General features: G+C 72.6%; 13 protein-coding genes. 10 read left to right on the top strand and 3 right to left on the bottom strand.

Annotated elements, in window-relative coordinates:
* Positions 1–422 precede the first annotated feature (422 nt).
* The 7 genes from SCWH03_RS05025 to SCWH03_RS04995 all read left to right on the top strand — a co-directional run bounded on the left by SCWH03_RS05025 (position 423) and on the right by SCWH03_RS04995 (position 6,491).
* Entirely contained in the window at positions 423–1,277 is an 855-nt protein-coding gene (locus SCWH03_RS05025) for a HipA family kinase (RefSeq protein ID WP_173262362.1), read from the top strand.
* Positions 1,274–1,669, top strand: coding sequence for a DUF3037 domain-containing protein (locus SCWH03_RS05020; RefSeq protein WP_173262359.1), 396 nt, complete (start codon positions 1,274–1,276; stop codon positions 1,667–1,669). The genes SCWH03_RS05025 and SCWH03_RS05020 overlap by 4 nt, the downstream gene beginning before the upstream one ends.
* A gap of 200 nt (positions 1,670–1,869) precedes the next feature.
* Positions 1,870–2,631, top strand: a complete 762-nt coding sequence (fabG, locus tag SCWH03_RS05015; RefSeq protein ID WP_173262356.1) for a 3-oxoacyl-ACP reductase FabG — start codon at positions 1,870–1,872, stop codon at positions 2,629–2,631.
* A 16-nt stretch (positions 2,632–2,647) separates the two neighbouring features.
* A complete protein-coding gene (locus SCWH03_RS05010) occupies positions 2,648–3,421 on the top strand; it encodes an SDR family oxidoreductase (RefSeq protein ID WP_173262351.1) in 774 nt (257 codons plus the stop codon).
* A 118-nt stretch (positions 3,422–3,539) separates the two neighbouring features.
* Complete coding sequence (locus SCWH03_RS05005) at positions 3,540–5,120, top strand: ABC transporter substrate-binding protein (RefSeq protein ID WP_173262349.1); 1,581 nt, start codon at positions 3,540–3,542, stop codon at positions 5,118–5,120.
* Positions 5,121–5,222: 102 nt separating this feature from the next.
* On the top strand, positions 5,223–5,906 hold the full coding sequence (ung, locus tag SCWH03_RS05000; RefSeq protein WP_173262345.1) for a uracil-DNA glycosylase: 684 nt from the start codon (positions 5,223–5,225) through the stop codon (positions 5,904–5,906).
* 111 nt (positions 5,907–6,017) lie between these two features.
* Positions 6,018–6,491, top strand: coding sequence for a hypothetical protein (locus SCWH03_RS04995; protein ID WP_173262341.1), 474 nt, complete (start codon positions 6,018–6,020; stop codon positions 6,489–6,491).
* 77 nt (positions 6,492–6,568) lie between these two features.
* On the opposite strand, the gene lnt is transcribed toward SCWH03_RS04995, so the two are convergent.
* From lnt to SCWH03_RS04980, 3 genes are all read right to left on the bottom strand, one after another.
* The gene (gene lnt / locus SCWH03_RS04990) at positions 6,569–8,176 is read right to left on the bottom strand and encodes an apolipoprotein N-acyltransferase (RefSeq protein WP_173262337.1); all 1,608 of its coding nucleotides are present in this window, start codon (positions 8,174–8,176) and stop codon (positions 6,569–6,571) included.
* A gap of 72 nt (positions 8,177–8,248) precedes the next feature.
* Positions 8,249–8,731 (bottom strand): nuclear transport factor 2 family protein, encoded by a 483-nt coding sequence (locus SCWH03_RS04985; RefSeq protein ID WP_173262334.1) that lies wholly within the window; start codon positions 8,729–8,731, stop codon positions 8,249–8,251.
* A 75-nt stretch (positions 8,732–8,806) separates the two neighbouring features.
* The gene (locus tag SCWH03_RS04980; RefSeq protein ID WP_173262331.1) at positions 8,807–10,819 is read right to left on the bottom strand and encodes an APC family permease; all 2,013 of its coding nucleotides are present in this window, start codon (positions 10,817–10,819) and stop codon (positions 8,807–8,809) included.
* Between the two features lie 381 nt (positions 10,820–11,200).
* On the opposite strand from SCWH03_RS04980, the gene SCWH03_RS04975 reads away from it, so the two are divergent.
* The 3 genes from SCWH03_RS04975 to SCWH03_RS04965 all read left to right on the top strand — a co-directional run bounded on the left by SCWH03_RS04975 (position 11,201) and on the right by SCWH03_RS04965 (position 14,726).
* Positions 11,201–12,445, top strand: coding sequence for an MFS transporter (locus SCWH03_RS04975; RefSeq protein ID WP_173262328.1), 1,245 nt, complete (start codon positions 11,201–11,203; stop codon positions 12,443–12,445).
* Positions 12,446–12,612: 167 nt separating this feature from the next.
* Positions 12,613–13,533, top strand: coding sequence for an alpha/beta fold hydrolase (locus tag SCWH03_RS04970; protein ID WP_173262325.1), 921 nt, complete (start codon positions 12,613–12,615; stop codon positions 13,531–13,533).
* Positions 13,527–14,726, top strand: coding sequence for a cytochrome P450 family protein (locus SCWH03_RS04965; RefSeq protein ID WP_173262320.1), 1,200 nt, complete (start codon positions 13,527–13,529; stop codon positions 14,724–14,726). The genes SCWH03_RS04970 and SCWH03_RS04965 overlap by 7 nt, the downstream gene beginning before the upstream one ends.
* Positions 14,727–14,774 lie beyond the last annotated feature (48 nt).

Raw genomic sequence — 14,774 nt, 5'->3', positions numbered from 1 at the left:
TCCTCGGCTTGCTCGCCATCGGCAGGGAACAGTCGCCGGGAGCCGCCGGGGCGGGCGGCACCGCCTTCCGCGGCGGCCGCGGAGACGTGCTTGGGGGCCACCTCGCCGCAAGGAGGCCGCCGGGCCGGTCTGCGATGGCCGGGGACAGCGTCCGGCGCGGCATCCAGGCGCTGAGCGGACACACCCGCAGGGCCCCGCGCAGATGATCACCGTCGGTCACTATGCTCCCTTTGCTGCCGGCCTCCGGCCGGCAGCAAAGGGAGCTGCGCCAGCGACGGTCTGCCGGGGGAGCGGGGCTGGCCTGCCCGCCGGCTGGGACTCCCCGGATTCTCCCCAGTACCGTTGACCGGCGATCTGCGCCTGTGCGCCCCGGAGAAGTCGTCCGTGGACGGCAGGACTGAAGAGATGGGTGGCCTGGGAAAGTGTTGGAAGAGGTCGTAGCGACCCGCTATGTCACGCCTTTGCGTGAGGGGGGTTCGCTCCCGGGGATCGTCGAGGCCGACGATCTCGGTACGTACGTCATGAAGTTCACCGGGGCCGGACAGGGGCGCAAGACCCTGGTGGCCGAGGTGGTCTGCGGGCAGCTGGGGCGCCGGCTAGGGCTGCGCGTCCCCGAGCTGGTCCGGATGCAGCTCGACCCGGTCATCGGCCTCTCCGAGCCCGACCAGGAGGTTCAGGAGCTGCTCAAGGCCAGCGGCGGGCTGAACCTCGGGATGGACTTCCTGCCCGGCTCGATCGGCTTCGACCCGCTCGCCTACGCGGTGGACCCCGAGGAGGCGGGGCGCGTCGTCTGGTTCGACGCGCTGATCAACAACGTGGACCGCTCCTGGCGGAACCCCAACATGCTGGTGTGGCACGGCGGCCTGTGGCTCATCGACCACGGTGCCACCATGATCTGGCACCACAACTGGCCGGGCGCCGAGGCCTCCGCGGAAAGGCCCTACGACGCGTCGGACCACGCCCTGGCGCCGTTCCGGCCCGATGTCGCGGGTGCGGCCGCCGCGCTGGCCCCCCTGGTCACCCGGGAGCTGCTGAGCGAGGTGACCGCGGACGTGCCCGACGAATGGCTCGTGGACGAGCCCGGGTTCGACTCCGCCGACGCGGTCCGCCGCGCCTACGTGGCGGCGCTGCTGCCGAGGGCGGTCACGATCCATGAGCGCATCACCCTCGACGCCCCCTCCCGGCCCCGGCCGTCCCAGGCGCCGGGCTGGCTCACCGGGCGTCTCGGCTCCCGGCCGCAGCCCACCGGGAAGAGCGCGAAGGACGGCGGCCAGTGAACGGGCGGGGCCAAGGGCGTGACGTCTTCGAGTACGCGCTGCTGCGCATCGTCCCGCGGGTCGACCGCGGCGAGTGCTTCAACGCGGGTGTGGTGGTCTACTGCCGTGCCCGGTCCTTCGTGGCCGCCCGCACCCATCTGGACGAGACCAAGCTGAGGGCGCTGGACCCGCGGGCCGATGTGACCGGTGTGCGGGCGGCGCTGCGCGCTGTGGAGGGGGTCTGCCGCGGCGGGGAGGAGGCCGGGCAGGCGGCTCGGGACGACGCGGGGCGGCGTTTCCGCTGGCTGATCGCACCGCGTTCCACCGTGGTGCAGCCGGGTCCCGTCCACACCGGGCTGACGGCCGATCCGGAGGCGGAGGCCGAGCGGCTGCTGGACACCCTGGTGCGCTGAACGGGCTTTTCGGCGGCGCCGCGGGACCGCGGGCGCCCGGTGTGCCGTTGACACCGGGTGCCAGGGCTTCTAGCGTCTCGTCTGCTGAAGGTACTAAGCGGTCGCTCACCCATGTCGGGGAGTCGACGGGCGGTGCCGGGCGAGCCGTGTTCACCGGGCGAGCCGCATCCAAGGGATCCCGAGGGCGAGGAGAACCAACCATGTCCAGCAGCGAGCAGCGCATCGCGATCGTGACGGGAGCGGCGCGCGGCATCGGCGCCGCCACCGCCGTGCGCCTGGCGGCCGAGGGCCGTGCCGTGGCCGTACTCGACCTCGACGAGGCGGCGTGCAAGGACACCGTCGAGAAGATCACCGCGATGGGCGGCAAGGCGATCGCCGTCGGCTGCGACGTCTCGGACTCCGGGCAGGTCGAGGCGGCCGTGGCGCGGGTCGCCGCCGAGCTCGGCGCGCCGACGGTCCTCGTCAACAACGCGGGTGTGCTCCGCGACAACCTGCTGTTCAAGATGAGCGAGTCCGACTGGGACACCGTGGTGGACGTGCATCTCAAGGGCGCGTTCCTGATGGCCAGGGCATGCCAGAAGTACATGGTCGACGCCGGATTCGGCCGTATCGTGTCCCTCTCCTCCAGCTCCGCGCTGGGCAACCGGGGCCAGGCGAACTACTCGGCGGTCAAGGCCGGTCTGCAGGGCCTCACCAAGACGCTCGCCAAGGAACTCGGCAAGTTCGGTGTCACCGCCAACGCCGTCGCACCCGGGTTCATCGCCACGGAGATGACCGCCCAGACGGCTGCCCGGGTCGGCATGGGCTTCGAGGAGTTCCAGGCGGCGGCCGCCACGCAGATCCCCGTCCAGCGGGTCGGCCGTCCGGAGGACGTCGCCCACGCGATCGCGTTCTTCGCGGGCGACGACGCAGGATTCGTCTCCGGCCAGGTCATGTACGTGGCCGGCGGCCCGCTCAACTGAACCGGAGGCGACTGGGATGACCGCACAGGAACGAGAGCTTCCTCCGCTCTCAGGCAAGGTGGCCCTGGTGACGGGCGGGAGCCGCGGTATCGGCTACGGCGTCGCCGAGGCGCTCGTCGCCCGCGGTGACCGGGTGTGCATCACCGGCCGAGGCGAGGACGCGCTGAAGGAGGCCGTGGAGAGCCTCGGCGCGGACCGGGCGATCGCCGTCGCGGGCAAGGCCCACGACGAGGCGCACCAGGTGGTCGCGGTCGAGCGGGTGATGGAGGCGTTCGGGCGGGTCGACTTCCTCGTGAACAACGCCGGCACCAACCCGGTCTTCGGGCCCATCGCCGAGCTGGACCTCGGCGTCGCCCGCAAGGTCTACGAGACGAACGTGATCTCGGCGCTCGGGTTCGCCCAGCAGACCTGGAAGGCCTGGCAGAAGGAGCACGGCGGTGCGATCGTGAACATCGCGTCCATCGCCGGGCTCTCGGCATCCCCGTTCATCGGGGCGTACGGGATGAGCAAGGCGGCCATGGTCAATCTGACCCTCCAGCTGGCGCATGAGTTCGCGCCGGCGGTGCGGGTCAACGCCATCGCACCCGCCGTGGTCAAGACCAAGTTCGCCGAGGCGCTGTACGAGGGCCGGGAGGCCGAGGCCGCCGCCGTCTACCCGATGGCGCGGCTCGGTGTCCCCGAGGACATCGGCGGGGCCGCCGCCTTCCTCACGTCCGGCCAGTCGGACTGGATCACGGGCCAGACGCTCGTGGTCGACGGCGGCATTTTCCTCAATGCCGGAGTCCACTGAGCCGATTTTCTCCTGAATGGCTCAGAATCGACTCAAGTGCCCCACCGGGCTGTGCCGTTGTCCCGGTGGGGCGCTGCGGTATTGTTCGCCGACCCATGGCTGAACGAGGAGCGTGCACGTGTTCAACCGGACGATGCTGCGGGCGGCTGCAGCCCTTGCGTCGCTGTCGCTGGTGACGGGATGCGGTCTGTTTTCGGACGATGACGCCGATGGTGCGCAGCCCATCGTGGTCGGCACGACGAGTGCGCCCAGCACACTCGACCCCGCCGCCGCCTGGGACAGCTCGTGGGAGCTGTACCGGAACGTCTTCCAGACGCTCCTGAGCTTCCCCACGGCGAGCACCTCCCCCCAGCCGGACGCCGCGGAGCAGTGCACGTTCGCCGATTCCACCAACACCGAGCTGCGGTGCACCCTCCGCGAGGGGCTGACCTTCTCCAACGGGCACGTGCTGGACGCGACCGCGGTCAAGCACTCGATCGACCGCATCCGCACCATCGACGTCAACGGCGGGCCCAACGGGCTGCTGGGCTCGCTGAAGGAGATACGCACGGAGGGGGCGCGCACGGTCGTCTTCGAGCTCTCCAAGCCGGACGCCACGTTCCCGTTCGTGCTCGCCACCCCGGCGATGGCCCTGGTCGACCCGGCCGAGTACCCCGCCGACAAGCTGCGGGAGGACGGCGGGCTCACCGGCTCGGGTCCCTTCACCCTGGAGTCGTACGAAGAGGGCGAGCGGGCCGAACTCAGGAAGAACGCCCGCTACAACGGCTTCGCCGACCGCAAGAACCACGCCGTCACCATCCGCTACTTCACGCAGTCCGAGGCCATGGTGGCCGCGCTCAAGAACAAGGAGATCGACGCCACCTACCTGGGACTTACCGCGGAGGAGGTCGTCGATCTCCAGGAGAAGAAGGAGGCGAACGAGGGCCTCCAGATCGTGGAGAGCCCCGGAGTCGACATCCGCTACCTGGTGTTCAACCCCGAGGACCCCGCCGCCGGCGAGGTCGAGGTCCGGCAGGCGATCGCCCAGCTGATCGACCGCGGCGAACTCGTCGACAAGGTGTACCGGGGCACGGCCGAGCCGCTGTACTCCATGGTTCCCAAGGGCATCGCGGGCCACGCCACCAGTTTCTTCGACAGGTACGGCGACCCCAGCGCGGCGAAGGCGCGGGACATCCTGGAGGAGGCGGGCGTCGAGACGCCGGTCGAACTCGACCTCTGGTTCACGACCGACCGCTACGGCTCGGCCACCGCCGCCGAGTTCGCCGAGATCAAGCGGCAGCTGGAGCAGTCCGAGCTGTTCGAGGTCACGATCCAGGGCAAGCCCTGGAAGGACTTCCAGGAGGGCTACCAGAAGGGCAGCTATCCCGTCTTCGGGCGTGGCTGGTTCCCCGACTTCCCGGACCCCGACAACTTCATCGCGCCCTTCGTCGGCAAGGAGAACGTGCTCGGGACGCCCTACGACAGCCCGGAGATCACCCAGCAGCTGCTGCCGCAGACCCGCCAGCTGAGCGACCGGGGAGCGGTGTCCAAGAAGTTCGAGCGGGCCCAGGCGATCCTGGTGGAGGACGTGCGGCTGCTCCCGCTGTGGCAGGGCAAGATCTACATCGCGTCGGGCGAGGAGATCGCGGGCACCGAGCGCGCCCTCGACCCCCAGATGATCATGCAGCTGTGGTCGCTGCACCGGCAGACCAGCTGGTAGCGGTGGGCCGTCCGCCGTGCCGCCGCCACCGGCGGGAGCGCTGTCAGTGGCCGGGGGTAGGTTCGGTGGACGGTAACCGATCGCACACCGGAGGTTGTTGACGTGACCGACACCGACATGCTGCCCGCGTCGTGGCGCGGCGTCCTCGGAGAGGAGCTCCAGCAGCCCTACTTCAAGGAGCTCCTCGACTTCGTCGAGGACGAGCGCGCCAGGGGGCCGGTGTACCCGCCGCGCGAGGAGGTCTTCGCTGCGCTGGACGCCACGCCCTACGACCGGGTGAAGGTGCTGGTCCTCGGGCAGGACCCGTACCACGGGGAGGGGCAGGGCCACGGACTGTGCTTCTCCGTGCGACCGGGCGTCCGGGTCCCGCCCTCGCTGCGGAACATCTACAAGGAGATGCGGGAGGAGCTCGGTCTGCCGGTGCCGGACAACGGCTGTCTGACGCCGTGGGCCGAGCAGGGCGTGCTGCTGCTCAACGCCGTGCTGACGGTCCGGGCCGGCGAGGCGAACTCGCACAAGGGCAAGGGCTGGGAGAAGTTCACCGACGCGGTGATCCGCGCGGTCGCCTCGCGGCCGGACCCGGCGGTCTTCGTGCTCTGGGGCAACTACGCGCAGAAGAAGCTGCCGCTGATCGACGAGACGCGCCATGTCGTGGTCAAGGGCGCGCACCCCTCCCCGCTGTCCGCCAAGCGGTTCTTCGGGTCGCGCCCCTTCACCAGGATCAACGAGGCGCTGGCCGCGCAGGGCCACGAGGCCGTCGACTGGCGCATCCCCGACCTCGGCTGACGGGCGGCGCACCCGGCTGACAGGTTCGGGCCGCCGCCCGAGCCTGTGCCGGATCGCCGCCGGCGGCGGCTAGCGTCGGAACAACGGGTCGAGGTGCGCTGGAGGGCCGCAGTGGTGGAACAGCAGGGGGCGTCGGGCGACGCGGTCACGACCAGGATCGGGCAGGCGATCATGCTGCTGCACGGCGGCGACCGCGAGGAGGCACGCAACCGCTTCTCCGCGCTGTGGGAGCAGCTGGGGCAGGACGGCGACCCTCTGCACCGCTGCACGCTCGCCCACTATCTGGCGGACACCCAGGACGACCCCGGCGACGAGCTCGCCTGGGACCTCAGGGCGCTCGCGGCCGCCGATGCGCTCGGCCAGGAGCGGCCGGAGCGGCCGGGTGCCGCGGTGACCGCCCGGGGGCTCTATCCGTCGCTCCATCTCAATCTGGCCGCCGACTATCTGAAGCTCCACCGGCCCGAGGCCGCCCGGGCCCATCTCGACCGTGCCAGGGCGGCCTCGGCGGCCCTCGGGGACGACGGCTACGGCAACGGGGTGCGCGCGGCCATCGACCGGCTGGACCGCCGCCTGTCGGACCTCTGAGGAGCCGCTCCGCCGGGGCTGCCGCCAGGGTTTCGAGGCGGCGCCGCAGATCGAGGTAGCCCCGTTCAGTGCCCCGGTCAGTGCCCCGGGGGTGCCGCCGATCCGTGGGACGGGCGAGTGGAGGGCGCGGGAGGCTCCGCGGCCGGCTTCCTGAGGGCGCGCACGCCCTCCGCCCCGCAGAACCCGGCCAGCACCGCCAGCGCGCCGTACACCGCCCAGTCCCCGAACCGGACATACGGCGTGGTGCCCTGCGCGAGCGGGATCTCGTAGACGGCCGCGGTGCTCTCGTCCGTACCCAGCCGCGGCCCCAGCGGCTCCCCGTCCGGCCCGTGCACCGCGCTCACCCCCGTCAGCGTGGCGTGCACCATCGGCCGGCCCGACTCCGCGGCCCGCAGCGCCGCCAGCGAGGCGTGCTGCGCGGGCGCCCAGCTGTCCTGGAACGTGGAGGTCGCGGACTGCGCCACGAGAAGCCCGGCGCCGCTCCTCGCCAGGCTTCGGCTCATGTCGGGGAACGCCGACTCGAAGCACACCAGCGGTCCCACCCGCAGATCCGCCCGGCCCTCCTCGGCCGGCAGGGTCATCACGACCTGGCGGTCGCCGCGCATCCGGTCCTCGCCCGCGGCCTCGCCCACCGACGTGACCCAGCCGAGCAGGGTGCGGAACGGGACGTACTCGCCGAAGGGGACCAGCCGCATCTTGTCGTACCGGTCTCCGGTCGGACCGCCGGGACCCACCAGCACACTGCTCTTGAAGATGCCCGGCCGGTCGGAGCGCCGTGCGTCGACGTTCACCAGCAGATCGGCCCCCACCTTCTGAGACAGCGCGCCGAGCCGTGCCGCCAGATCGGGCCGTGCCGCCAGGTCCGCGCCGACACTGCTCTCACCCCACACCACGAGGTCGGGCCGCTGCCCCGCCAGCTGCCGGGTCAGCTCCTCGCTCAGGGCGAACCGCCGCTCCGCCCCGCCCAGGCCGTTGACGACCCCCGGCTGGACGACCGCGACCCGGACCACTTCGCCCGTCCGGTCCGGCCTCGGCACCCAGAGCCACACCGCGCCGACGGCCAGGGCGCACGCGCACAGGGCCGCGACTGCGGGAAGCCGCGCCGGGGGCACGGCCATCAGCACGGCCGCCGCGGTGTTCACCGCCACCACCAGCAGCGTCACCAGCCACACCCCGCCCAGCGAGGCGAGCCGAAGGGCCGGCGGGACCTGCCACTGACTCGCGCCCAGCAGTCCCCACGGGCCGCCGAGAACCTCCCAGGAGCGGACCAGTTCGATCGCCAGCCAGCCCGAGGGGACGACGGCGATCGCCACCGCCGCCCGCCCGGCGCGGGGGCGGCCGCCCAGCGCCCGGTGGACCAGCAGCCCCCACGGGGCCCACAGCAGCCCGAGCAGGGCCGCCAGGACGACGAGGAAGACATGCAGATTCGGCACCAGCCAGTGGTGCACGGCGATCATGAAGCCGACACCGCCCAGCCAGCCGTCCAGCGCGGCCCGGCGGGCCGAGGGCGCGGCACGGACCAGCAGCAGCCACGGCACGAGCGCCACGAACGCGAACCACCAGAGCCCGGGCTCGGGAAACGCGAGCGCGGGCAGCGCGCCCGCCGCCACCGCGGCCGCGCCCCGCCACCACGGCGAGGACAGCAGCCGCCCCGGCTGCTCCCGCCGGCCCACCGGAATCCGCATGCGGCGCCTCCACGAGAGCGTTGTCTGCCTCCAGTGTGGCGGAGCGGCCCGGGCCGGGACGGGCAGCGTCGATCATTCGGCCGCGCGCAGGAGCGCCGCACGCCGCCACTTCTCGCGGACGGTGACCGAGCGCAGCCGCCATCCTCCGTCCCCGCGCGCCAGGCCGAACGCGCACCGGCCGCCGGCCAGGAAGCCGTCGCCCGACTCCGGCTGCATCGGGGTGACGTAGTCCGCCTCCACGTCCGCCTCCGCGTCGGCCTCCGCGTCCGCCCGGTCTCCCATGTACCCGGCCGCGCCCCGCAGCCGCACCCGCCGGTTCACGATGAGGTGCTGGCGCACGGGGAACGGCAGCATCGTCTCCTCGAGCCAGGCGGCCACCTCCGCGGCGGGCCCCTCGACTCCGCCGGCACCGCGGTAGTCGGCGCGCCCGTCGCGGGTGAACAGCGCCCGGTAGGCGGGCCAGTCGCCGTCGCCTACGGCAAGCGCGTACCGGGTGACCATCTCGTCGACGGCCAGCCGGTCCATCACGGTCGCGAGATCCACACGCTGCGTCATCGGTCCAGTGTCGGGCAGCGGGCCCGTGGCGCCAAGACGACGGTACCGGCCGGCGCCGGGAGGGGGCGTTACCGGTCAGCGCCTGGGGGGCGGCACCGGTTCGCCGCGGCGCACGGCGCCCGGGGCGCGGGCGGCGGGGCGGTCGGCGTGGGCGGCCGACCGCAGCTGCCAGGGGACGCTCGTCACCATCACCCCGGGTGTGAACAGCAGCCGGCTCTTCAGCCACAGCGCGGACTGGTTGTGCAGCAGGTTCTCCCACCAGTGGCCCACGACGTACTCGGGGATGAACACGGCGACGACGTCCCTCGGGCTCTCGCGACGGATCGAGCGCACATACGCCAGCGCGGGCTTGGTGATCTCCCGGTAGGGCGAGTCCAGGATCTTCAGCGGCACATCGATCCCGGCCTCCTCCCACTCCCGCCTGAGTTCCCGGGCGGCCTCCCGGTCGACGGCCACGGTCACCGCCTCCAGCCGGTGGGGGCGGGTGGCCCGGGCGTACGCCAGTGCCCGGAGCGTCGCCTTGTGCAGCTGGGAGACCAGGACCACGGTGACGACCCGGGAGGGCGGCGCGAGCTCCCGGCGCGGGTCGGCGACGGCGAGCTCGGCAGACGTGGCGTCGTAGTGCCTGCGGATGCCCCTCATCGCCGCCCACAGCACCGCGGCCGCGAGGACCGCCAGCCAGGCGCCCTCGGTGAACTTGGTGACCAGCACGATCACCAGGACGAGCGCGGTGATGGCCGCGCCGGTTCCGTTGACGATCCGCGAGGTGCGGTGCCGGCGGCGCAGCACCGGGTCGGCCTCGGTGCGCAGTTCGCGGGTCCAGTGCCGGACCATGCCGCTCTGGCAGAGCGTGAACGAGGTGAACACCCCGAGGATGTAGAGGTGGATGAGGCTCGTGACGTTCGCCTCGTACGCCCACAGCAGCGCCCCCGCGACGACGGCGAGCGCCAGGATGCCGTTGGAGAAGGCGAGCCGGTCGCCCCTGTTGTGCAGCTGGCGGGGGAGGTAGCGGTGCTGCGCGAGGATCGAGGCGAGCAGGGGGAAGCCGTTGAAGGCCGTGTTCGCGGCGAGGACCAGCACGAGGGCGGTGGCGGCCTGGACGTAGAAGAAGCCGAAACTGCTCTCCCCGCCGAACACGGCGGCGGCCAGTTGCGCGATGACGGTGCGCTGCGTGTGGTTCCCGCAGTCGGGGAGCCCCGTCAGCCGGCAGGCGTCGTCGGCGACGCGGACGTCGGCGACGATCGCCAGCGCGGTGACGCCGGCGAACATCGCGACGGCGATGAGTCCCATCACGGCCAGGGTGGCCGCCGCGTTGCGCGGCTTCGGCTTGCGGAAGGCCGGCACCCCGTTCGAGATCGCCTCGACACCGGTGAGCGCCGTGCAGCCGCTGGAGAAGGCCCGCAGCACCAGCATCACCAGGGCGAGGCCGGCGAGGTCCGCCTCCGCCGGGTCCGGCTCGATCCCGTACCGCGCGGTCGCCGCCACCGGGGGATCGCCCAGGACCCAGCGCAGCAGCCCGGTCCCGCACATCAGCAGCACTCCGGCGACGAACAGGTACGTCGGTGCCGCGAAGGCCCGGCCGGACTCCCGCACCCCGCGCAGATTGGCGGCGGTCAGCAGGCCGACGAAGACGAGGGCCATCGGCACCCGGTACCCGGCGAGCGCGGGCACCGCCGAGATGACGTTGTCCACTCCGGAGGCCACCGACACGGCCACCGTCATCACATAGTCGACCAGCAGCGCAGCGGCGACCACGAGACCGGCCGAGGGACCCAGGTTGGCCGAGGCGACCTCGTAGGAGCCGCCGCCGCTCGGGTAGGCGTGCACCACCTGCCGGTACGACAGCACGACGACGACCATCAGAAACACGACCGCGGCGGCGATCCACGGGGCGAAGTGCAGATAGGCCAGCCCGCCCAGGGTGAGGACCAGCAGGATCTCCTGCGTCGCGTAGGCGACCGAGGAGAGCGGGTCGGAAGCGAAGATCGGCAGCGCCAGCCGCTTCGGCAGCAGCGTCTGGCCCAGCTCCTCGCTCCGCAGTGCCGGGCCCAGGACCAGCCGCTTCAGGAACGCCGTCACGTGGAACACGGCGTGAGATTACGCGCGGGACCGCGTGCCCTCGCGCGCCGCCGCGCCGTGGCGCCCGGCGCGGCGGGACGCGGTGGGCCGGCCGGGGGACCGCCGGGCGCGCTGGGCCGCGGCGCCCGCGGCGCCCGCGGGGCACGCGCGGCTGGGGGGCACGCGCGGCTGGGGCCGCCGGGCAAGCCGGTGGCGGTGATGCGGCCGGCCCACCCGGCGACGCACTGATTCCCGTGAGCTGCCGAGCGGTTCGGCGACCTGGACACGAAGAGCCGGAACGGTTCCCGGGAGCCTGCGGCCGAGGTGGGCTAGGGGCTCGTAGGGGTTCTGGCCCGTCGCCGGCCCTGGTTGAGTCAGGGGCCCGCGGTGGCCCTCAAGGAAGGACTCCACGTGTCCCCACCGGTGCATGGCGTCACGGACCTGATGAGGGTTCAGGGTCTGCCCCGGCTGTTCGTCTGGTCGATGCTGGGCCGGCTCAACGTGTCGGCTCTGCCGATCGCGCTGTCGCTGATGCTGGTGCGCTGGAGCCACTCGTATGTGGTCGTCGGCCTGGTCTTCGGCGCGCTGACCCTGGGCCAGGGCGCGGCCGGGCCCCTGCGCGGACGGGCGGCGGACCGCGGCTCGGCCGTCCGGCTGCTGGTCATCACGGGCATCGGCTACACGGCGGGCCTGGCCGTGATCGTGACGCTCGCGGCGAGGGCGCCCGCGTCCTGGTGGCCGGTGGTCGTGCTCGTCGCGCTGGTGACCGGGCTCAGTGCCGTGCCGGTGTCCCAGATCAGCCGGGCGGTGTGGCCCAAGATCGTCGGTTCGGAGCTGACCGCCGTGCTCTACACGGCCGAGGCGACCGCGTCGGAGGTGGTCACCGTCACCGGGCCGCTGCTCGCCTCCCTGGTCATCGCCGTCGCGGGGCCGTACTGGGCGGTGGGTGTCACGGCGGTGCTGACCCTGGTCGCGGCTCTCGTCTTCGGCGCCTCGCTCGGCCGCGCCGGCGTGGGCGGCGAGCCGTTGCCGCAGCGCGGCGAGCGTCCCGTCCGGCGGTCCCTCCTGACCGAGGGCCCGTTCGTCCGGGTGGTCGCGATCTCGATGCTGGTCACGGCCGCGATCTTCGCCGTCAACCTGTCGGTGGTGGCCTGGACGCAGAACATCGGCCGTCCCGCCCTGGCCGGGGTGCTGACCGCCTGCTGGACGGCGGGCTCGCTGGCCGGCGGACTCGCGCTGAGCACCTTTGCCCGGGGACTGCCCCGGGCGCTGCGGGTCGCCGGGATGGCCGCCGGGATGGCCGCGCTCGCCGTCCTGCTCCCGCCGGTCATGGCGGCGGTGCCCCTCTGGCCGGTCGTCGTGGCGCTGTTCCTCGGCGGGACGGCCATCGCGCCGACTCTGGCGGCCACCTACGAGCAGATCGCCGAGGCGTCCCCGGAGGACCGCAGGGCGGAGGCGTTCGGCTGGATGGCGACGGCAACCGCAGGCGGCGGCGCGCTGAGTGCGGCACTGACCGGGATGCTGCTCGACCTCGCCGGGCCCGCGCTGCCCGTCGCCGTCGGCGCGGCGCTCGCCGTCGTCGCTCTGGTGCTGACCGTACTCGGCCGCGCACGGCGTGCACCGTCGGACGAAACGGCCGAAGACGTCACCGCATGATCCGGTCCCACCCCCCACCCCGCACTCCGCCGGTATCCGCCGGTCCGCCGGTCCGCCGGTCCGCCGGCGTATGCCGGCCGGGCGGCCGGGCAGGCCGGCGTGGAGCGGCCCGCGGACCGGCAGTCCCCCTCACCGTGCCGGGGCACCGGCGGATCGGAGAAATCACCATGGCCGACAGTCTTGCGGTCGAACAGGTCAGGCAGTTCTCGTACCGGGGCTACGAGTTCGCCTGCCGGATTCTCGAGTGCCCGTCACCGGTCACCGAACCGATCGTCGTCATGTGCGCGGCGTTCCAGAACATCCGCAGCTACCACCGCTACGACGCGTACTGGCAGGACGCGGCCACCGTCATCTGCATGGAGCCGCCGGGCTCGTACTCGCCCGACCCCGTGCCGCGGACCGTCGGCTACGGCTTCGACGCCGGCGCGCTGGCCTATCTGCTCGACGAACTCGGCCTTCCCCGCGTCAACCTGCTCGGCGTCAGCCTGGGCACCGCGCCCACCCACCGGTTCGCCCAGATGCACCCGGAGCGGATCGCGCGCCTGATGCTCACCGGCGCGGTGTGGGGCGACACCGTACGTCCCGCGGCCGTCGCATTCGAGCGCTGGCTGAGGCTGCGCAGGGCGGACGAATTCGGGCGCACGATGGTGGAGCTGTGCGTGAACGGGGACCCGACCCGGACCGTACGCAATCGGGAGGCGGTCCAGCGCGCTCTGCTCGACCATCTGAGCACGGCGTCGGAGAGCGAGATGGTGCGGTACCTCGCCGTCGCCCAGCGGATGGTCGACCATCCGATGACGCTACCGGGCCGGATCTCCGGGATGCCCGCCCTGTGCGTGACCGGGGAGCACGACGAACTCGCTCCCCCTGACCTGGTACGGAGGGTGGCCGCCGGAATCAGCGGCGCGGTGTTCACGACCATTCGGGAGAGCTGCCACGTGTCCTTCCTGGAACGCAACGCCGACTGGGCGGATCTGGTGCTGCGGTTCTTCACCGACCGGCCGCTGGCCGGCCTCGACTACCTGACCGGCCTGGAACATCCGGCCGGCCGCCCCGGGCACGACGAGACTGCGCCCTCCGCATGGTGACCGCCGACCTGGGTGCGTACGGCCCCGGTTTCTTCACCGACCCGTACCCCTACTACGCCCGGCTGCGCGAGGCCGGGCCGGTGCACGAGATCGTCCTGGCCGATGGGGACCGGTTCTGGCTGATCGTCGGCTACGACGAGGCCCGGGCGGCCCTGTCCGATCCACGTCTGGCCAAGTCCCTCGCCCCGCCGAGCGAGGACGAGCGGCACGTCCTGATCACCGATCCGCCGGACCACACGCGGCTCAGACGGCTCGTCTCGCGGGAGTTCACCGCGCGCCGGGTGGAGGCGATGCGCCCGCGCCTCCAGGAGATCACCGACGGCCTCCTCGATGAGATGGCGGCCGGGCGGCGGCGAGCCGACCTGGTCTCCTCGCTGGCGTCCCCGCTGCCGATCACCGTTCTCTGCGAACTGCTCGGGGTCCCGCTCGCCGACCGGGACGACTTCCGCGGCTGGACGGAGCGGGTTCTCGTGCCGGAAGAACCCGGCACCATCGCCTGGTGGAAGAGCCGGGGATTCGCCCAGGCCGGGATGGCCCTGACGGACTACCTGAAGAACCTGATCGAGGACAAGCGCCGCTCCGCGCCGACCGGCGACCTGATCTCCTCGCTGCTGCGGACGACCGCGGAGGACAACGACCGCCTGTCGGCCGCCGAGCTGCACTCGATGGTGTTCATCCTGATCGTCGCGGGCCACGAGACCACGGCCAACCTGATCACCAACGGGGTGCGCGCGCTCCTGGCGAACCCCGCACAACTGGCGGCGCTGCGTGCCGATCCGGAGGGCCGGATCGACCAGACGATCGAGGAGGCGCTGCGCTACGACGGCCCCGTGGAGACGTCGACCAAGCGGTTCACCACCGAGACCGTCAGCTACGGCGCCACGAGAATCCCGCCCGGGGAGACGGTTCTGGTCAGCATCGCGGCGGCGGGGCGCGACCCTGCCCGGTTCGAGCGCCCCGACACGTTCGACATCCACCGCGGTACGGCCGGCAGCCGCCAAGGCCACGTCGCCTTCGGCCACGGCATCCACTTCTGCCTGGGTGCCGGGCTGGCGAGGATGGAGAGCCGGGTCGCGCTCCTGACCCTGCTGCGCCGCTGCCCCGACCTGGCGCTGGACGCCGATCCGGCCGGTCTCGACTGGCTGCCGGGCATCAGGGTCAGGGGCGTACGCAGTCTGCCGGTGCGCTGGTGAGCGTACCCGCAGGCTGAACCGGCACGGTCGTCCGGGTGGGGGGCGGGG

This window comes from Streptomyces pacificus (assembly GCF_011766325.1).
Lineage (GTDB): Bacteria > Actinomycetota > Actinomycetes > Streptomycetales > Streptomycetaceae > Streptomyces > Streptomyces pacificus.
This window is presented reverse-complemented; position numbering and strand designations above follow the sequence as displayed.

What these genes read in the sequence shown, in the direction of transcription:
- fabG (WP_173262356.1), top strand. Translation starts at nt 1,870, where the DNA reads ATGTCCAGCAGCGAGCAGCGCATCGCGATCGTGACGGGAGCGGCGCGC.
- SCWH03_RS05010 (WP_173262351.1), top strand. Translation starts at nt 2,648, where the DNA reads ATGACCGCACAGGAACGAGAGCTTCCTCCGCTCTCAGGCAAGGTGGCC.
- lnt (WP_173262337.1), bottom strand. Translation starts at nt 8,176, where the DNA reads ATGCGGATTCCGGTGGGCCGGCGGGAGCAGCCGGGGCGGCTGCTGTCC.
- SCWH03_RS04985 (WP_173262334.1), bottom strand. Translation starts at nt 8,731, where the DNA reads ATGACGCAGCGTGTGGATCTCGCGACCGTGATGGACCGGCTGGCCGTC.
- SCWH03_RS04970 (WP_173262325.1), top strand. Translation starts at nt 12,613, where the DNA reads ATGGCCGACAGTCTTGCGGTCGAACAGGTCAGGCAGTTCTCGTACCGG.
- SCWH03_RS04965 (WP_173262320.1), top strand. Translation starts at nt 13,527, where the DNA reads ATGGTGACCGCCGACCTGGGTGCGTACGGCCCCGGTTTCTTCACCGAC.